The sequence below is a fragment of the Maricaulis sp. W15 genome (genome assembly GCF_001924955.1).
Lineage (GTDB): Bacteria > Pseudomonadota > Alphaproteobacteria > Caulobacterales > Maricaulaceae > Maricaulis > Maricaulis maris.
The window spans coordinates 318,953-336,527 of record NZ_LQXG01000001.1 but is presented as its reverse complement, the minus strand read 5'-3'; the positions used below and the strand labels follow the sequence as shown (position 1 = coordinate 336,527).

Here is a 17,575-nt window from a genome sequence, read left to right as displayed (position 1 = left end):
TGGCCCTCCCTAGTTTCCGCTACCGACGCGGGATACGGCGCCACTCTCGTAGTCACTGCGCTCGCTGGCGGTGGATTCACCGGCCCGATAACCGTCGATCACCGTCTGACGGCGACCGCTGTCGCCGGCCTCCATGTCGCGCGGCGCGACCAGGTCACGCGGGTCAGCGACCATGGCGGCCAGATTCACAGCCATCGCACAGCCAAAATTGGTGTGGTGCTGGTTGTCGAATTCCATCGCCATCTGGTCCCAGCTGCCATCACATTCGGCAGGCGCCACTGCGGTATATCGGGCGAAAGAGAAGATCACCTCGCCATTGTGCTGACCGCGCGCGTCATAGGCGCCTCCCGCGATCATGCGCCAGTCAATGCCCTGCTCGTAGAAGAAGGTCCGCGCCTCGGCGATGGCGCCGATGGCCGCGTCTTCATTGATCGCGCCCTGGGGATAGCTGATCACCAACGGGCCGTGGCCGCGAGCCTTGTATTCGGCAGCCACCGAGGCGAGCACGCGCTGCTGTGCCCAGGTCAGGCCATTGTCCTGGGGGTCGACGGCAAATTCGGCGCGATAGGTTTCCGCGACCGCGCTGGCCTGGGGCAAGCCAAGGCCGGTTGGCGTCGCGGCACAGGCGCCAAGCGAGACAAGGCCGGCCAGTCCGATCAGGGCACCGATTGTTTTTTTGTAGGCCACCATCACCAACTCCACTACTCGAACAGGAAGCCGACCGGACCACTCCAACCGCGTTCGCCCGTATCCGATCCGGGGACCGAATAAGCGCGATTGATGCGGCCGAAGAGCAGGGTCGATGCCTCGCTGGAATTGCGGAATCCGTCCGCAGGCGTCTGCATCTGGTTCGGGTTTGTCGGATCGACCAGATACGGCGTCACCAACACGACCAGTTCGGTTTCCTGGTTCTCGTAGTCCCGCGAACGGAACAAGGACCCCAGCACCGGCAGGTTCTGGACACCGGGAACCCCGTCGAGATTCTGGCGCGTTTCTTCCTGGATCAGGCCGGCCAGGACGAGGCTGCCACCCGACGGCAGTTCCACAGTGGTCTCGGCACGGTTCACATTGAGGGCGGGAATGGTCAGGCCCGGCACCGTACCGATGACGTTTCCGTCATCATCCGTGACATTGTTCGACTGGAAGGTGAGCGAGCCCTGGCTCGTCAATTCCGACACTTCCGTCGAGATGCGCAGCGAGATGCGACCTTCTGACAGGACGACGGGCGTAAAGCCCAAGCCGACACCGAAGGGCTTGTATTCAATAATGATATTGCCATCACGATCGCGCCCGACCGGGACCGGGAATTCGCCACCGGCCAGGAAGTTCGCGCTTTCACCGGTGATCGCGGTCAGGTTCGGCTCGGCCAGGGTGCGGACCAGGCCGACCCGTTCCATCGCCTGCAACAAGGCGCTGACATTTTCGACACCGCCCGGATTGCCGCTGACCCAGTCGAGCATGGCACTCGTGCCACCGAGAAAGCGACCGACGCGGGAGAAGTCCGGCTGCGTCGAGACCCCGAAACCGAATTCACCCGTGGTGCCGGCGGTCGACAGGTTGACACCGAGCTGGCGCACGATGGTGCGTTGCATTTCCACGATCCGGACGCGGAGCATGACCTGCTCGCGCGCTTCCACCGTGATCATCGACAGGATGTGATCAGGCTCATCGACCCAGCGCTGGGCGATTCGCAACGCGGCATCGGCATCCGACGCGCTCGGGGCACGGCCCGACAGCACGATATGATCATTCATCGCTTCAACCTCGACCCGCGCATTGGGCAGAAAGCGGTTAATCGATTCCTGCAGCGGCGACAGGTCGCGCTCGACTCGCAGGTTAAGGTCCAGGATCAGCTGGCCATTGGCATCAAAGAAGAAGGCGTTGGTCTGACCGGTCGCCATGCCCATGATGTAAGCGCGACGCGGCGTCCGCACGATGGCCTCGACCACCGCAGGATTGGTCACCAGCACGTCCGCGACATCAACCGGAAGGTGGACAACCGCGGCCTTCGACAGCGGCAGGTTCAACGTCTCGGAAACCGGACCATTGCCCGGCTCGCGGATATAGACCTGCATCGTATTGCCACGCTCGGTGCCTGCCGGCTGGGCGGCGACCGGCGCTGCAAGGGCCAGGCTGGCCAGCAGGAGCAGGGTGCGGATCATCATCTCGGTCCTCATTCGTCCCCACCCAGCGCAACTTGCTGGGCGCGGCCATAGCGGATCAGGGTGACGGAGCTCGAACGACGCTCCTCGAAAGACTGGGCCGGGGCTTCCGGCAGATTGCCGCCGGAAACCAGGACCGGATCACCGGTATTGTCGGTCAGGCTGCGCAGCACGAGCGCGATTTCGCCGCGGGCGACCGCGACGGACACGGCACGGGCCTGGTCGGGGGTGAGTTCCAAGGTCGCAGTCTCGCCGACGGCAACTTCGTCATCACCATCGCTGGAGAAGGATTGGTCAATCGCGAGCACGCGGGCATTTTCGACGATCGTGCGAGCGACGAAGGCACGGCTCGAACCACGACGGCCTTCCGACTCTTCTTCAAAGGAGACGATCACGTCGACGCGATCATTCGGCAGGATAAAACCGCCCGCCCCGGTCTCGGCCGAGATCGGTACCGCCACGGCGCGCATCCCCGGCGTCAGAACGGCGGCCATGAAACCGGCATCACCGGGCTGGACAAGGCGGCGACCGGTGATCGGTTCTCCCTGACTGATCGGGGCACGAACCACCGAACCGGCGAAGTCGGCAATCGCCTGACCGCGGTTTTCAACAATATATCCCGGCGCAATGGCCTCATCGGGCCAAGCTTGCCAGTAGAAGTCAGCAGCACTGATTCGCTCGCCAATCTGAACGTCACGGCGGGCCGCAAGAATGCGGACGGCGGGCCGCTCCTCGACTTCCACAACCTGCGGCGTTTCGTTGCTGGACATGGCCTGGCGAACGAAAATGGCCACCGCGACCGCAGCAATGGCGGCGGCGACAAGAATGGCGATGCGGACGGCGTTCATCAGGCGTCTCGAACCTCTCAGGCACACGAATTCATGTGCTAGGAGACGCTGAATTCCTCAAAGTCGCGTTAATGCTATCGGGACAATGCCCCCTAATGAGGGCTTTTTTCAGGGCCGGCAAGACACCGCTCAAATGTGCCTAAAAAGCGCCCCAGAAGACGCTGTTCGGCAGGCTCCAGAAAACCCCGGCGGCGATCGCAATTCCGTAAGGGACCGGGGCATTTACCGCCAGTGCACTACCCTCGACACGTGCCGCGAGGGCGGGAATGCGCGGGGCAAGCCAGCGCAGGGCAAGGAGGAGGATCACCAGCACCCCGCCGGCAATCACGGTATGGATAAGAAATGCGAAGATTTCCGGCCAGCCGAACCACAGCGCCGAAGCGGCGAACAATTTTGCGTCGCCGCCGCCAATCCAGCCCGGAGCGAACAGGGCAAAGCCGATGAGCAGGGCAATCACGCCACCAAGCATGTGATTGCCGGCGTCCGACCAACCCAGGCCGGCAGCCAGCACCGCGACCGGGAAAGTCAGCACGACCAGGCCGCACAACCAGTTGGGAATGATGAATTTGACGGCATCGAAAACCGCCGCCACCAACATCAGACCGACCAGGCCCAGTATCACCATCTGCATCAACACGGGTTCGCCCCCTCTACCATTCCTGCGGAGAGTGACCACGAAGCCTTAATGAGCGGTTGGCAAACGAAACAGGGCCGCTCCGATTGGAGCGGCCCTGCCATTCGTGTCACGCAGACGCCGTATCAGATGGCGGCGGTGATTGCGTCGAAATTGCCCGAAAGCTCGGTGCCAAGAGCCGTCACAGCGCCGATGATGACAACAGCGATAAGGGCGGCAATCAGGCCGTACTCAATCGCGGTGGCGCCAGATTCGTCTTTGAAGAAGCGAGAAATCATTTTCATTTTGTATACTCCCGTGAAAGTTCCCAACCATCAGGAGCCGATCCGTCCCGACCCCTCCTGAACGCTGACCAATAGACACGAGAAGACTTTCTGCCGAGTAAAAATTCGTGCTTAACAAAACATATATTTGCGTGAACCTCTGCTATAGTTAACATTCAAATAACGGGAACCGGGCGCAAAGAGCTCAAACAATCTCAGCTGCGTTTAGAAAAGATTCAGACGCGCGCGCGAGAGTGGTCGCCAGTTTCACACAGCGGCACGGAGCGCCTGCCATGTTCAACCGGATTGCCACCGCCTTCACCCTGGCGATTGTCTGCGTCGCCCCCGTTGCGGCGCACGACCTGGCCGTGCCTGTCGAGCATGCCGAAGTGATCCGCCTGCCTGCCGAGGCCTCCGCGATTGTGGTCGGCAATCCCTCAATCGCCGACGCCATGGTGCATGACGGCCGCACACTGATCGTCACCGGTCGCCTGCAGGGCCGCACCAATGTGATCGCCATCGACCGTATCGGCCGCGTCATCTACGAGCGCGACGTCGTCGTCTCGAATCCGGTCGCCGGCCAGGTCGCCCTGTTCCGCGGCCCGAACCAGCACACCCTGTCTTGCGGGGCGGTGTGTGGTGAGGTCCCGCGCGTCGGCGACGATACCGAACGCACCGAAGCCCTGACCGACCAGCAACGTGGTCGCCTGTCGATCGTCGACACGGCGATGTCCGGCGACAATCCCCAGTAACAGGGAGGAGGCCCGCAAAAGCCGGGCCTTGGATGGGGACACCAATGACCACCGCATCAGATACAGCCGCACCCAAGCGCCACCAGGCGCAACTCGCCCGCTTTTGCCGGGCCCATGACGGTGCAACCGCGATCGAATTCGCAATGATCGCGGCGCCCTTCTTCCTGCTTCTCTTTGCGATGATCGAAATCGCCGCTGTCTTCTTCACCGGTACCGTGCTCGAAAACGCGGTGTTGGAGTCAGCCCGCAAGATCCGCACCGGCGAGGCCCAGACCGGTGGCATGTCGCAAGCCGGCTTCCGTCAGGAAGTGTGCAACCTGATCTCGACAGTCGCCGATTGCGATAATCTCGAGATCGACGTGCAGGTGTTCGAGGACTTCGACACGGTCGACCAGTCCAGCCCGATCGACGAAAATGGTGCCCTCGACAATTCCGATTTTGGTTGGGAACCCGGTGACGCGGGCGACATCGTGCTGGTGCGCGTCTTTTATCGCTGGTCGCTGATGACCCCCAATTTCGGCGGCGCCCTGTCCAACATGGAGAACAATCAGCGCCTGATCACCTCCGCGACCGTTTTCCGCAATGAGCCTTTTGATGATTAAGCCGCTCACCCGCTCGATCAGCCGTCTTTTCCGCGACCGCCGCGGCGTGTCCGCGGTCGAGTTCGCCCTGATCGCGCCGTTCATGATCCTGCTCTATCTCGGCTCGGTGGAGATCAGCCTGGCCCTGTCGATCGACCGCAAGATCACCTCGATCTCCAGCGCCCTCGCCGACCTGGTCGCCCAGGACGACATCATCACCGATGACGAGATGACCGACATACTCAATGCCGGCTCTGTCATCGCCGCGCCGTTTGACCCGACCCCGCTGCAGATCCGCATCACCTCGGTGCTGATGGACAGCAGCGATAATGTCGAAGTGCAATGGTCCGACGCGCAAGGCATGGCGCCCTATTCCGAGGGCAGCACGGTGACCATTCCCAGCGGAGTGTTGGAACGCAATCGTTCCGTCATCATGGTCGAAGTGAACTACGAGTACGACACCATGTTCGGCGAGCTTGGCGTAAGCCAGTTCAATATTTCTGAAATCTTCTATCTCCGCCCGCGCCGCTCGATCGTCGTCTCGCGGAGTTAGGCAAAGAGCGCCTTGATCCGCGCCGGCAATTCGCCGGTCCCCAGGGCGCGCCCGTCGAGCGTCGCTACGGGAACCGCGCCGAAGGCGGCATTGGTCACGAACACCGCCTCAGCCCCCTCCAGCACATCCAGTCCGAAGGCACCGGTTTCGACCGGCATCGAGTCAAGGATCTCGGCCCGCACCGTCCCGGCGAGAACACCGCAAGCGGTCGCCGGCGTATAGACCTCGCCGGCAATCAGCCAGAACACATTGGCGCTGTCGCCACCCGACACATGACCGCGCGTATCCAGCAGCAAGGACATGTCAGCCCCCTGCCCGCGCGCCTGCCGGCGCGCCTGGATATTGTCCATGTAGGACAGGGTCTTGTGGCGCGCCGCCAGACTGGCGGGCGAGCGACGGATTTCACTGAGCGACAGGGCAATGGAGGCGGGCGGCGCAGCGCGGGGCGAGGCCGTCAGAGTCAGCGACGGGACCAGCTCGTCGGGCCGCTCCAAACCGCGCGGCCCCGGCCCGGCCGTCAGGGTGAGGCGCACCATCGCGTCCTTGAGCGCATTGCGCGCCACCAATTCCTCGATCAGGCCGGCCATGCCGTCAGCGTCGTGTGGCCCCGGCAAGCCGAGTTCGGCCGCGCTGCGTGCCAGACGCGTCATATGGCGATCAAAACGGACCGCCTTGCCCTTGATGACATGCAGGGTTTCAAACAGGCCGTCGCCCAGAAGACCGCCACGATCCGCGAGACTCCAGCCGGTGCGGGCGGTTTCGATCCACTCACCATCCTTGAAAGCAATTCCGCTCATGCCGATCCCGCCCCCAAGGCCTGGCGCAGGGCCGAGACCTTGGTCAGTGTTTCCTCGTACTCCGCGACCGGCTCGCTATCGGCGACAATACCACCGCCGGAGCGCAGGCTGGCGCGCCATTGGCCGCCATCGCGGCGCAGGGCCGCCGTGCGGATCATGACATTGAGGTCCATATCGCCGCGTTCCATGTCGATCCAGCCCAGCGCACCACAATAGGCGCCGCGCGGCTCGCTCTCGAGTTCGGAAATGATCTCCATCGCCCGCACCTTCGGGGCGCCGGTGATCGAGCCGGGCGGGAAGCTGGCGGCCAGAAGGTCGAACCCGTCGCGCCCGTCGGCAAGGTCACCCTCCACCACCGAGACCAGATGATGGACATTGGCATAGCTTTCGATCTCGCACAGCACCGGCACGCTGACCGAACCGGGCGCACAGACCCGCGACAGGTCATTGCGCATCAGGTCGACAATCATCAGGTTTTCCGCCCGGTCCTTGGCGCTGGCTAACAATTCAGCGGCCAAGGCCTTGTCCTCGGCCGGATCGGCAGATCGGCGCCGCGTGCCCTTGATCGGCCGCGCCTCGACATGGCGCCCCCCGACCTTGAGGAAACGCTCCGGCGAATTGGTCAGCACGACATGGTCCGCGTCGAGGCAGAGATAGGCGGAATGCGGCGCAGGCGAGTCCTCACACAGACGGGCAAAGACCTGCCAGGGCGTGTCGACCGGATCGAGCCAAACGTCAAAGGCTTGCGAAAGATTGACCTGGAAGACATCACCGGCATGGACATAGTCGCGCGCCTTGCCGGCAGCTGCGAGATAGGTGTTGCGGTCCCAACGCGGCGACCAGTCGAGCGCCCGCGCGTCAACCGCTGCAGTCGACGCCGCGTCCGGGACGGCATTGATGGCATCGGCCAGCCGGGCAACAGCATCGGCAGATTCGCCGCGAACCCGGATCATGCCACCGTCCCGATCAAATTCGGCCCAGGCGGGATAGCGGGCCATCGCCAGCGGCGGCCAGCGCGGATCGAGATGCGGCAGGCGTTCAAAGGCGGCGGCAAGGTCATAGCCGAACAGTCCAGCCCAGACGCCCCCTTCGCGGCGCGCAATGGCGGCCAGTGCATCGAAATCGGCCCGGCCAGTCCCGGTCATCACCCGGTCGGGATGCACGAAAAGACGCGCGCGATTGTGGCGACCATCATGCAGGAGCAGCGCGTTCGGCGTCTTGGCCCAGGGTGCAAACACGACGAGCGGGTCGCGCCAGGGCAGATGGGTTTCAGGGTGTGGAGCGGCCATGGCGGGAGGCCGGGTCAGCCGGTCAGCCAGCGCGCGCGCAGGGCGGCGCGTTCATCCTCGGAAATACCAAGATGCTCACGCACATAATGATCGACCCCGCCCATGGTCTCGAAAGCTTGGCGAAGATAATCACCATCGACACCCAGGAAGACCCGCATCATGTCCGGCTCCATGGCCTGGCCATAATCGGCCAGCACGCGCTCACGGATGCGCGGGATGATGGCGTCGAAATCCACCGCGTGATTGGTCATCTCGTAATCCGCGATGACGGTATCACGATCGACGCCCAACTCGTCGAGCACAAGGGCGCAGAATATCCCGGTCCGGTCCTTGCCGGCGGCACAGTGGACGAGGAAGCCGGCCTCGGCGTCGCCGGTCGCGAGCGCCCGGTAGGCGTCGCGATAGACATCCATATTGCCCTCTTCCATCGGAATGCGGCGATAGGCCGAGAGCATATAGTCACGCACCCCGTCCGGCGTGTGCACACCCATGCGCAAAAAGCGCAAGTGCGGCGGCTCGCCGGTATCACCCTTGTCGGAGGCCAGCACGCGCGGCGCGATCGGATCCGGCCAGTTGGAGGGCTCGTTGGTGCGTTCACGCGGCTTGCGCAAATCCGCGACGACCCGGATGCCCAGCCCGCCGATATGGTTCCAGTCATTGTCACTGGCACGGGAAAAATGGCCGGAGCGGTAAAGCCCGTCCTTCACGCGTGCGCCATCCCGACCTTCATAGCCGTGGAAATGCCGGAAATTGTGGACGCCTTCGAGCGGTGTGATGCGAGTCATGTATCGGAGGTACGCAATCGCCTGCCCCGCGGCAAGGGGCGCTGACCGAATTGCCTCGCTCCGCAAAAGCAGGACGGGGACCATGTATCTTTAGTGCCTGTCCCTCACCCGCTGAATGATCTGCCGACGGATCGGAATGGCTAGGCGTCCGGCCTCTCGTCGAGCCTCTCCAGTAAACGCTCATACTGGCCGATCAGGAAGCGTTCCTGGGAGGCCAGTTCGGTAAAGCCGATCTGGGTGAAGCGCAGGCTGGGGCCGAGATCCTGCGGGCGCATGATTTCCGGCCCGGCAAACAATAATTCGACGATTTGCCGCCAAGTCGATTCCACACCATTGGCCTGCATTTCATAGATCCGGGCGACCTCGGATACGCGGGCATAGGGCAGGACATTGAGTCGGCCATGCTGCTGGGCGTGCTCCCAGGCAAAACGCGACAAGCCCGGCGCGTTGACCCCGCGCGGCAGGACACGGGGAAATTCATCAAACAGCACGCCCTCGGCCCCCTCCTGCGAGGCCTCGAGTTCCGCGAGCCGCGCACCGATCCGCTCGACCACCTCCTCGTGATAGCCGGCGACGGCTTCCAGCGCCTCGATATTGGCCTCGATCTCGGCGACGACACGGCCCATCGCCGCCTCGGCCGCACGCCGATCCGCCACATCCTCGCGCCATTCATTGACGAGAAAACCGAGCACGACCGCAAAGACGATCAAAACGCCCTCGACAAGGGCACGACCGAACCAGGACGGCAGGGAGGGGGATGATTGTGTCGACATGAGCTGATCCGCATTGGCTGGCTGGAGGTTAGCCGGACTTGCCCCGGCACAACAACCGTTCAGGAACGCCGCGCACCGCGCGCAAGGATCAGCCATTCGGTCACGACAAGATTTCCCACCCAGCAGGTCCAGGCTGCAATGCCATAAGCGGTCGGGAAATCCAGTTGGAAACCGGCCACAAGGACCGCAGTTTCCGCCCGGAGCGTGACGGCGGAGAAAATCAACGCATAGGCGCGCAGCATCCAGATACGATGGCCGGCCGGATCGCGGATGAGAATTTTGCCGACCCCCATGACGGTGGTGACAAGTAGCAACACTGCCAACGCCGAAAACGCAGCGCCATTGGCTTCACCGCCAAACGCATGCCCGGCGAGGATCAGCCCGCAGACAGCGCATAGCACCGCCGCGCCGGCAAAGGTCACGCCGATAAGGCGATGCAGCGCCCTGAGCCGGGCCTGCATGCAAACCAGCAACTGGACCGGTCCGGCCAGCAAAGCCGTCATGCCGGCGGCAATATGGACCACCAGCACATCATGAAGGCCGGCATAGGCGCGGTTCTGCTCGTCAAACGGATAATCCCCGACCGGCGCCGAGAAATAAGCCAGGGACCCGACGCAAACCGCCACGGCCGCAAGTCCGAGCAGCGCCGTGCCGGGACGCTGGCAGATGAAGCCCATGGGCCGCCTCCCGATCCCCGCACGGCGCGACATGCAGCCCTAATACCGCATGGTGACAGCAAGGAAGGCGCCATACTGGGAGTCGGCGTCAATGATCGGGCTGTCACGCCCCTCGTCGGGGATCATCTCGAACTCGACGCCACCGACCAGGGCGACACGGTCCGTCAGGGCGTATCGGGCGGTCGCCCCGAAGAATGGCGATACAGTGCCGCTGACCGAATGGGCCGGGCGGCCAAGGCGGGCCTCGTCGGCAAAGACGCCATACATGTAGGTGCCCAGATCTCCATCACGCCAACGGGCACCGGTTTCTGCCGCCACCGTCCATCGCGGCGTGATTTGCGACACCACACCGGCCGTCAGAGCCACTTCCTGGCCCTTGTGGCGGCCGGATATGTCAGTGAGATAGTCGAAGGAAATTGAAACCGGACCGGTTTCGGTCGACAGGCGGAAGCCGGCATCCACCGAAATTTCCCGCTGCATGTCGGACAGGTCGGGCACGTCTGCCGGGTCCGAAAACTGCCAGCGCGGTGCAACAAGCCCTTCTAGGCGGATCCGGTCATTTTCGTAGAGGCCGACCTCAAGCCCTTCGGGTGACACAGAGAAGCGGTCACCTTCGTACGCAATATAGGGCAGCGCCTTGACCGTCGTGTCATCGGTCGCGCCGAGATAGGGATTGGACTCAATGGCGACGCCAAGCCCGAACGTCCATCGGCGCTCTGGCTCTTGCGCGCCGACATTGCCGCAACACAGGCTCGACGCCACCGCGACCGAGGCCAGGATACTCCAGCAATAAACAAGCTTCATGTTCACTCTCACCTTTGGTTGGCGCCCGCTGCCCCCGGGGGGACTTATCTGGGGAGATGGGAGCAACGGGCCGGCTCGACTTGTGACCGTCGGCGGCACACAAAGTCGTCCGGACCGTCAGGCCGGTACATTCAGATGTCCGGACGGTCACGCCCGGACATGATCACAGTGAAACAGTCAGGAAATTCAGGCGGTATCCGGCCGCGGCAATCCATCGGGCCAGACTTCGGGTTCCCGACGCCAGGCACTGGGCGTCATGCCGGTGTGCTTGCGGAAAGCGGCATTGAAGGTTGACCGTGAATTGAAGCCGGTCGCGTGCGCGGTTTCCAGTATCCGGGCTCCGGCGGCGAGGCGCTGGCAGGCCTCACCGATGCGCCAGGCATTTACATAGTCGAAGAAATTTCGCCCCATCTGGTCGTTCAGGGTTTGCGAAATATAGTTCTCGGAGACCCGGATTTCGTCCGAGAGCTGGCGCAGGGACAGGGTTGAGTCGCGGTATAGCTTCCGCTCCTCCATGGCCGCAGCGACACGACCTGCGATCCGTTGCATGCGCGGCGCATCCAGGGCCGAGCGATGATATTTTCCGGTCGGCACCGATGGCGTCGCCGGCTCGACCGGCTTGTAGATCGCCGCCTGACGTACGCCAAAAAAGCCGAACGCAAAGACCCAGCCCAACTCCAGCACCGTTGCCGCGAGGCCCTGCCAGCCCGGCAGACTATTGTCGAAGCGCCACATCACCATCACTGCCCCCCATATCCAGGCCGCCGACAGGACAAACAGGACCACCCGCACCCAGCTCAGCGACTTGTCCTCGATATTGGCGAACAGGTTGCGCACCGAGCGGGTGTGAACGAGCAGGGCCCGGTACGCGATCACCAGGGAGACGAATGCGATGACGAGGAAGGTCGCCATCAAGACCAGGGGAACGGCAGCGGCCAGCTCGAGCCCGTCGGTTTCGCCGGCAAACAAGGCCAGTTTTCTGTCGGCTGGCAGGAAATAGAATGGCAGTGCGATCACATAGCCTGCGGGAACCGACCAGAAATAGCGGACAAGGCGTATCGGCGTCAGCGGTCGTCGCTGAGCCGCGGTCATGTCCCTCACATAAAGCAGGATGGCCGGGCCGATCACCACGGTAACCGGCCAGAACACCATCGCCAGATGCGGATAGGCGACATAGGCGCCGCCGAGCATCGCAAGCTCATCCAGTTCCGACACAGCGGTCGCAAGCAGGAAGATGGCGAGGCCGAGCGCACGCATGCGCGCATCGTGATCGCGACCGAGCAGCAACAGGCCGGCGAACAGCGCCGTCGCGGCTGTCATCCCGCCGGCCACCAGCTCCAGGAATTCAGACAGGGTCAGTTCCAACGGCAAAAACAGACCGGCCATCACATCCTCGCGCGTGCTTGTATCATCCCTCCCCTACCGGAAAGGCGGCGCCGTCACTACCCCGCCTCGGCCTCATTCGACGCTTCCAGCAGCTGCCGGTGCTGGCTGATCAGGCAGCGCTCATCGGACGCAAGTCGATAAGGTCGGTCAGCCTGACGACATCTTCATGATTGTCGCCGGAAGAAGACTGCGGTCGCACAGTGTTGCAATGCCGGCGCCCGGCAAGGGGGCTCACACGATTGCGCACTCGGACTGGCGCCTTGAGATTGGTTGTTGCGCACGAGACGCCATCGACGCGAGCCCGAGCGATCAATCCCTGAAGGGCGTACTGATTTTGTCGGCGCCGGTCATTGACCGGTCGCCCATCAGGTCATCGCGGCATTTTCGACGGCGGTCCGCACATCGTCGACGACCGACCGGATCAGCTTCTGTTCGCCCTCGGCCATGACACGGACGACCGGCTCGGTGCCCGACGCGCGCACAACGAGACGCCCCGCCTTTCCCATGCGTGTTTCGGCCTCGGCAATGGCCGCTTTCACCGCCTCCGCTTCCAGCGGCTTCTTGCCCTTCGACACGCGGACATTTTCGAGCAATTGCGGGGCCGGCTTGAACACGTTCAGCAATTCGCTGGCGCGCTTGCCGCTCTCGCCGAGCACGCGCAATACCTGCAATGCGGCGATCAGGCCGTCACCGGTGGGCGCGTAATCCGGCATCACGATATGGCCGGACGCTTCGCCGCCGAGATTGATCCCGGTTTCGCGCATGCGCTCGGACACATAGCGGTCACCTACCTGGGTCCGCTCAAGCGCAATACCGCGTTTGGCGAGGTGTTGCTCCAGACCCAGATTGGACATCACTGTCGCGACGATGGCCGGGTGTTTGAGATCGCCCGTATCCTGCCAGTGCCCCGCCAGCAGCCCAAGTATCTGGTCGCCGTCAATGACACGCCCCTTCTCGTCGCACAGCACCACACGATCACCATCGCCGTCGAGGGCGATGCCAAGATCGGCGCGAAACTTCACCACTTCCTTGGACAGACGGGCCGGCGCGGTAGAGCCGCACTCCTCATTGACGTTGAACCCGTTCGGCTCAACCCCGATCGGGATGACGTCGGCGCCGAGCTCCCACAGGACCGTGGGTGCGACCTTGTAACCGGCGCCGTTGGCGCAATCGACCACGAGGCGAAGATTGGACAGGCGCTGCGAGCGTGGGAAGGAGGATTTGACGATCTCGACATAACGCGCCTGGGCATCATCGACACGCTTGGCACGGCCGAGGTCGGACGGCGCGGCGAGCTCCTCCGACAGCGACCCGTCCATCAGGGCCTCGATCTCGAGCTCGGTCTTGTCGTCGAGCTTGCGTCCGTTGGGGCCGAAAAGTTTGATGCCATTGTCGTGGTAGGGATTGTGTGACGCCGTTATCATGACGCCCAGATCGGCGCGCAGTGACCGCGTCATCAGGGCGACGGCCGGTGTCGGCAAAGGGCCGAACTGGAAGACATCCATCCCGACCGAGGTGAAACCGGCGACCAGCGCGCTCTCGATCATGTAACCGGACAGGCGCGTATCCTTGCCGATCACCACCGAGTGGCGCCCGGTGTGCCGGACAAAATGCTTGCCCGCAGCCATGCCCAGACGCAGTGCTGTTTCCGCCGTCATGGGGAAGCTGTTCGTCAGACCGCGCACGCCGTCGGTGCCGAAATATTTCTTGCCCATGAATTGGTCCCCGAATGTCGTCCGGCGTCCTATATAAGACGTACCGCCTTATGCGAAGTGAATCGTTGTGCTGGACGCTACAATCCCGATACGCTAACCGACAAACCGCTTCGTCAAGGGGATGATAAATGAAGCCTATTCGCAAGGCCGTGCTTCCGGTGGCCGGCTTGGGGACGCGGGTATTGCCCGCCACCAAGACGATTCCGAAAGAAATGTTGCCGGTCTTCGACCGCCCCGCCATCCAGTATGTCGTGGATGAGGCACGCGCCGCCGGGATCGAGCACTTTGTTTTCGTCACCGGCCGCAACAAGGGCGCCATCGAGGACTATTTCGATACCGCGTTCGAGCTGGAAGCGACGCTGGAAGCCAAAAACAAGACTGACATCCTCAAAGAGGTCGCGTGCACGCGACCGATCCCCGGCTCAATGAGTTTTGTGCGGCAACAGGCCCCGCTGGGCCTGGGACACGCCATCTGGTGCGCGCGCGACATAATCGGTGACGAACCCTTCGCGATCCTGCTGCCGGACGTCCTGGTCCAGGCCGAACGCAGCTGTCTTGCCCAGATGGTTGATGCCTATCAGGAAACCGGCGGCAACATTATCGCCGTGGAAGCTGTTCCGGATAGCGAAGTCGACAAATACGGGGTGATCGACCCGGCGTCCCGCGACGGCAATCGCCTGCGTATGAACGGCATGGTCGAAAAGCCACCGCTCGGCACGGCGCCTTCCAATCTGGCGATTACCGGCCGCTATATCCTGCAGGGTGAAATTTTCCGCTTCTTGGCCGACCAGGCAGCCGGTGCCGGTGGTGAAATCCAATTGACCGACGCCATGGCCAGGCTGATGGATATCCAGGACTTTCACGCCGTCGAGTACGACGGACAGTCCTATGATTGCGGCAGCAAGCTGGGCTATCTGCGCGCCAGCCTGGCTTATGCGCTCAATGACAAAGTCATCGGCGAGCAGGCCAGGGCCGTCGCTCGGGATGTCCTTGATCGCCACAAATAGGACCGTCGTGCGCGCATATCCTCCGCTGGCGCCCCGACAAGGAAGCATTCAATTGCCGCAGAACACCTGCCGAGCGTGATCCGACGTCGCGATTTGGCGTGCCAGGCCACGCTTCTCAAGACGTTGTTCAGGCATTCCTGTCGGGACACATCCGGACTCGCCTTGAGACGGCTCGTTTCTCAACACCCCGTCTCAAGGCGGTAGCCTGGGTGGACAGGCTTGTGAAAACTCGCACCTAGCCCGGCGGACTGAAGTGTTCCGCGCTGAAGCTGTAAGCGGGGGCCGCAGCGGGCGACGTCGCCGGCGCCACGTCCAGCGAATAGCCGACATCGCTGCACACGCCCGGGGCTTCCGGCATCGTTCGGTTGAAGATCATCAGGGCGACCGAGTCATACGCAGTGGTGTCGACAACACCGCCACGCCCCAGCGGGATGACCTGGATTTCGCCGCCGTCATGGGCAAGGGCCAGCAATTCCAGCCCGTCATCGCCGCGCAGGGAAAACGCATAAACCCCGTCCAGATCGACTGCGATATAATTGGCGCCGAGCTGCTCCAGCCCCCCCTTCGACATCCAGCCGCGCTCACTGCCGAGCGTGTGCTGGATACGGACCGTGCTGTTGAACATCGGAGCCAGATCGTAAGCGAGGGCATAATTCTGGGTCCGCCAGCGGCTGATGACGTCCGGGATGGTCGTCCCGACCGGTTCCAGCGTCGCCGCCATCGTTTCGAACCCGTCCAGAGCGACGCTGTTCTCCCACATCGTGACGACAATACCGTCGCCATAGACGTCGGCCATCGACTGCAGCAAGGTCCATTGCGAGTAATCGAACCCGTCCTGGCTGGTGGTCCAGCACACTTCCGGTGCGTCGAAATCGGTCTCGACATAGTCGGTGGCATCCTGGTCGGCGCCGACCGTGGTCGTCTCGGTCCAGGAGGCGGTCGCCTCATACAGCCAGTCCAGGCCTTCTTCGGAGTCGTAACCGAACTGGATCACATGGTTGAATTCATGCGTCGCCGTGGCGCGCATCAGGCTGTGCACCGACGCTTCCTTGCCCATGCCAACGAAATCATTGTCGATCACGAAGACGGTCCGCGCCGCCGAGGTCTCACGGACATCGGCCGTATGGGTGTTATCGAACACGATCTGCACCGGATAGGTCACGCCCATCGAGCCGTCGGCATCGGCGACATAGGCGGTATAACGACCATCATCATCACGTACCGGCTCGGCCCAGCCGATCTGCGTCACCTGGCTGTCGAGCATGGCCTGCAGGGCCTCGCCGACAGATTCGGCATATTCGGTGGAGGAGGCGTCGACGCCTTCCAGCGTATAGTGGACCCGGAAGTCGGGTGTTTCCAGTGTCAGCTCCGGACCGCTCAGCGTGACCCGGTTTTCCAGCAATTCCTGCAGGATATCGACGACCGAGGCCTCGACATGCGACAGTTCCAGCGTGAAATCGCCGGAACTCTCGCCGCTGCGATAACGACGCAGCTCGAGCGTATAGCTGGCCGCTTCCGGCGCCGTGAAGGCGATGGCGGAATGCAGCGAGCCGTCGCCGCGGTCATCATTGAGCGCCACCGGATTGCCATCCGCGCCAACCAGGCGCAGGACCGTGTCGAGATCGCCATTGATCGCCTCGGCAATCGCCAGAATGGTCTCGCCAGCGGCAAGTTCCAGCGGATAGTCAAACTCGGTGTCGCGACCACCGATCGTGCCGCTGTATTCGGCGAAGGGCGTGCGCTCGATACTGTCGAAGTCGAACGGCACCTCGGCATGCGGATCGACGGCTATCGACAGCACGACATCGCCGAAACTTGCGCCTTCGAACGTGCCCAGCTCAACCGTATAACGCCCCGCCTCCTGTGCCTGGAAGACCAGCTGGGAGTTCAGTGATCCATCACCGCGATCATCATTCTGCGCCGCGATCGTGCCGCTGGCGTCCAGCAGTGTGAGCGTGGTGTCGAGCGTCTCGGTGAGCGCATGGGTGGTGACCACCAGGATCTCGTCGGCCGCCAGATCGACCGGTCGGGTCTCGAGCGGGCGCTGGCGTTCGAGCGTGACAATGCTTTCGCTGATGATGCGCGCTTCGCTCGACAGGCCGAACTCGACGCCATCGGCAATGACCAGGTCGAAACTGCCCGTCGCACCGCCATAACCGGTGACCACGGCGGTATGGCGGCCGGACACTTGCGGGACATAGATGAGCTGCGAGGACAAGTCGCCGGGTTCGCGGTCATCATTCTCCGCCACCGTGCGCCCGTCCGGACCGAGCAGTTCGAGCATGGTGTCAAAACCACCGCTCGGCTGGGTCGACACAGTCACGGCCTGGCCGGCTTCCAGCTGGATTTCGGTCGTCGCGCGCGGCGCCGCCTCGGTCACCTCGCCGGCGACAATCCGATCCTCGGCCGCCTGCGCAAACGCGCTTCCGGCCAGACACACAAACGCCCCCAGGGCATAACCAACACGCACAGACACCTCCCGCAGCCAGCCGCCGGATGAGTCCAGTGCAGCTTCCCTGTCCCGCTTTAGCGGTATCCCGAGGCCACCA

Annotated in this window: 18 protein-coding genes; 4 read left to right on the top strand and 14 right to left on the bottom strand. The window is 63.1% G+C overall.

Annotated features, from left to right (window positions below; all coding sequences use genetic code 11):
• Window positions 1-9: 9 nt before the first annotated feature.
• The 5 genes from AWH62_RS01550 to AWH62_RS01530 all read right to left on the bottom strand — a co-directional run bounded on the left by AWH62_RS01550 (window position 10) and on the right by AWH62_RS01530 (window position 3,928).
• Window positions 10-690: a CpaD family pilus assembly protein gene (locus AWH62_RS01550; RefSeq protein ID WP_075188692.1), complete on the bottom strand. Its 681-nt coding sequence runs from the start codon at window positions 688-690 to the stop codon at window positions 10-12.
• 11 nt (window positions 691-701) lie between these two features.
• Window positions 702-2,177, bottom strand: coding sequence for a type II and III secretion system protein family protein (locus AWH62_RS01545; protein WP_083634904.1), 1,476 nt, complete (start codon window positions 2,175-2,177; stop codon window positions 702-704).
• Window positions 2,174-3,010, bottom strand: a complete 837-nt coding sequence (gene cpaB / locus AWH62_RS01540; protein WP_075188691.1) for a Flp pilus assembly protein CpaB — start codon at window positions 3,008-3,010, stop codon at window positions 2,174-2,176. Before cpaB ends, AWH62_RS01545 begins: the two co-directional genes overlap by 4 nt.
• A 139-nt stretch (window positions 3,011-3,149) precedes the next feature.
• Window positions 3,150-3,641, bottom strand: coding sequence for a prepilin peptidase (locus AWH62_RS01535; protein WP_075188690.1), 492 nt, complete (start codon window positions 3,639-3,641; stop codon window positions 3,150-3,152).
• Window positions 3,642-3,769: 128 nt separating this feature from the next.
• Window positions 3,770-3,928 carry a Flp family type IVb pilin gene (locus tag AWH62_RS01530; protein WP_075188689.1) on the bottom strand — a complete coding sequence of 53 codons (159 nt, stop codon included), beginning with the start codon at window positions 3,926-3,928 and terminating at the stop codon, window positions 3,770-3,772.
• A gap of 272 nt (window positions 3,929-4,200) precedes the next feature.
• On the opposite strand from AWH62_RS01530, the gene AWH62_RS01525 reads away from it, so the two are divergent.
• From AWH62_RS01525 to AWH62_RS01515, 3 genes are read left to right on the top strand one after another with little or no spacing between them, the layout of a single operon-like run.
• On the top strand, window positions 4,201-4,659 hold the full coding sequence (locus AWH62_RS01525) for a pilus assembly protein N-terminal domain-containing protein (protein ID WP_075188688.1): 459 nt from the start codon (window positions 4,201-4,203) through the stop codon (window positions 4,657-4,659).
• A 44-nt stretch (window positions 4,660-4,703) separates the two neighbouring features.
• The gene (locus AWH62_RS01520; protein WP_075188687.1) at window positions 4,704-5,261 is read left to right on the top strand and encodes a TadE/TadG family type IV pilus assembly protein; all 558 of its coding nucleotides are present in this window, start codon (window positions 4,704-4,706) and stop codon (window positions 5,259-5,261) included.
• Complete coding sequence (locus AWH62_RS01515) at window positions 5,254-5,793, top strand: TadE/TadG family type IV pilus assembly protein (RefSeq protein ID WP_075188686.1); 540 nt, start codon at window positions 5,254-5,256, stop codon at window positions 5,791-5,793. The genes AWH62_RS01520 and AWH62_RS01515 overlap by 8 nt, the downstream gene beginning before the upstream one ends.
• Here the strand turns inward: AWH62_RS01515 and AWH62_RS01510 are convergent.
• The 8 genes from AWH62_RS01510 to glmM all read right to left on the bottom strand — a co-directional run bounded on the left by AWH62_RS01510 (window position 5,790) and on the right by glmM (window position 14,019).
• Complete coding sequence (locus AWH62_RS01510) at window positions 5,790-6,590, bottom strand: aminotransferase class IV (RefSeq protein ID WP_075188685.1); 801 nt, start codon at window positions 6,588-6,590, stop codon at window positions 5,790-5,792. The genes AWH62_RS01515 and AWH62_RS01510 overlap by 4 nt on opposite strands.
• Window positions 6,587-7,879 carry an anthranilate synthase component I family protein gene (locus tag AWH62_RS01505; protein WP_075188684.1) on the bottom strand — a complete coding sequence of 431 codons (1,293 nt, stop codon included), beginning with the start codon at window positions 7,877-7,879 and terminating at the stop codon, window positions 6,587-6,589. Before AWH62_RS01505 ends, AWH62_RS01510 begins: the two co-directional genes overlap by 4 nt.
• A gap of 14 nt (window positions 7,880-7,893) precedes the next feature.
• The gene (locus tag AWH62_RS01500; RefSeq protein ID WP_075188683.1) at window positions 7,894-8,664 is read right to left on the bottom strand and encodes a tyrosine-protein phosphatase; all 771 of its coding nucleotides are present in this window, start codon (window positions 8,662-8,664) and stop codon (window positions 7,894-7,896) included.
• Between the two features lie 140 nt (window positions 8,665-8,804).
• Window positions 8,805-9,437 carry a hypothetical protein gene (locus AWH62_RS01495; RefSeq protein WP_075188682.1) on the bottom strand — a complete coding sequence of 211 codons (633 nt, stop codon included), beginning with the start codon at window positions 9,435-9,437 and terminating at the stop codon, window positions 8,805-8,807.
• 59 nt (window positions 9,438-9,496) lie between these two features.
• Window positions 9,497-10,114: a DUF2306 domain-containing protein gene (locus AWH62_RS01490; RefSeq protein WP_075188681.1), complete on the bottom strand. Its 618-nt coding sequence runs from the start codon at window positions 10,112-10,114 to the stop codon at window positions 9,497-9,499.
• Between the two features lie 39 nt (window positions 10,115-10,153).
• Complete coding sequence (locus AWH62_RS01485; protein ID WP_075188680.1) at window positions 10,154-10,918, bottom strand: MipA/OmpV family protein; 765 nt, start codon at window positions 10,916-10,918, stop codon at window positions 10,154-10,156.
• 186 nt (window positions 10,919-11,104) lie between these two features.
• Window positions 11,105-12,304, bottom strand: a complete 1,200-nt coding sequence (locus tag AWH62_RS01480) for a helix-turn-helix transcriptional regulator (RefSeq protein WP_075188679.1) — start codon at window positions 12,302-12,304, stop codon at window positions 11,105-11,107.
• A 365-nt stretch (window positions 12,305-12,669) separates the two neighbouring features.
• A complete protein-coding gene (gene glmM / locus AWH62_RS01475) occupies window positions 12,670-14,019 on the bottom strand; it encodes a phosphoglucosamine mutase (protein WP_075188678.1) in 1,350 nt (449 codons plus the stop codon).
• 128 nt (window positions 14,020-14,147) lie between these two features.
• Here glmM and galU point away from each other — a divergent pair, with 128 nt between their 5' ends.
• Window positions 14,148-15,026, top strand: a complete 879-nt coding sequence (gene galU / locus AWH62_RS01470; protein WP_075188677.1) for a UTP--glucose-1-phosphate uridylyltransferase GalU — start codon at window positions 14,148-14,150, stop codon at window positions 15,024-15,026.
• Window positions 15,027-15,261: 235 nt separating this feature from the next.
• Here the strand turns inward: galU and AWH62_RS01465 are convergent, their stop codons facing one another.
• Window positions 15,262-17,496 carry a pre-peptidase C-terminal domain-containing protein gene (locus AWH62_RS01465; protein WP_075188676.1) on the bottom strand — a complete coding sequence of 745 codons (2,235 nt, stop codon included), beginning with the start codon at window positions 17,494-17,496 and terminating at the stop codon, window positions 15,262-15,264.
• Window positions 17,497-17,575: the final 79 nt, after the last annotated feature.

Coding starts and splice junctions, on each gene's coding strand:
- AWH62_RS01550 (WP_075188692.1), bottom strand. CDS start 690: ATGGTGGCCTACAAAAAAACAATCGGTGCCCTGATCGGACTGGCCGGC.
- AWH62_RS01545 (WP_083634904.1), bottom strand. CDS start 2,177: ATGAGGACCGAGATGATGATCCGCACCCTGCTCCTGCTGGCCAGCCTG.
- cpaB (WP_075188691.1), bottom strand. CDS start 3,010: ATGAACGCCGTCCGCATCGCCATTCTTGTCGCCGCCGCCATTGCTGCG.
- AWH62_RS01535 (WP_075188690.1), bottom strand. CDS start 3,641: ATGCAGATGGTGATACTGGGCCTGGTCGGTCTGATGTTGGTGGCGGCG.
- AWH62_RS01530 (WP_075188689.1), bottom strand. CDS start 3,928: ATGAAAATGATTTCTCGCTTCTTCAAAGACGAATCTGGCGCCACCGCG.
- AWH62_RS01525 (WP_075188688.1), top strand. CDS start 4,201: ATGTTCAACCGGATTGCCACCGCCTTCACCCTGGCGATTGTCTGCGTC.
- AWH62_RS01520 (WP_075188687.1), top strand. CDS start 4,704: ATGACCACCGCATCAGATACAGCCGCACCCAAGCGCCACCAGGCGCAA.
- AWH62_RS01515 (WP_075188686.1), top strand. CDS start 5,254: ATGATTAAGCCGCTCACCCGCTCGATCAGCCGTCTTTTCCGCGACCGC.
- AWH62_RS01510 (WP_075188685.1), bottom strand. CDS start 6,590: ATGAGCGGAATTGCTTTCAAGGATGGTGAGTGGATCGAAACCGCCCGC.
- AWH62_RS01505 (WP_075188684.1), bottom strand. CDS start 7,879: ATGGCCGCTCCACACCCTGAAACCCATCTGCCCTGGCGCGACCCGCTC.
- AWH62_RS01500 (WP_075188683.1), bottom strand. CDS start 8,664: ATGACTCGCATCACACCGCTCGAAGGCGTCCACAATTTCCGGCATTTC.
- AWH62_RS01495 (WP_075188682.1), bottom strand. CDS start 9,437: ATGTCGACACAATCATCCCCCTCCCTGCCGTCCTGGTTCGGTCGTGCC.
- AWH62_RS01490 (WP_075188681.1), bottom strand. CDS start 10,114: ATGGGCTTCATCTGCCAGCGTCCCGGCACGGCGCTGCTCGGACTTGCG.
- AWH62_RS01485 (WP_075188680.1), bottom strand. CDS start 10,918: ATGAAGCTTGTTTATTGCTGGAGTATCCTGGCCTCGGTCGCGGTGGCG.
- AWH62_RS01480 (WP_075188679.1), bottom strand. CDS start 12,304: ATGGCCGGTCTGTTTTTGCCGTTGGAACTGACCCTGTCTGAATTCCTG.
- glmM (WP_075188678.1), bottom strand. CDS start 14,019: ATGGGCAAGAAATATTTCGGCACCGACGGCGTGCGCGGTCTGACGAAC.
- galU (WP_075188677.1), top strand. CDS start 14,148: ATGAAGCCTATTCGCAAGGCCGTGCTTCCGGTGGCCGGCTTGGGGACG.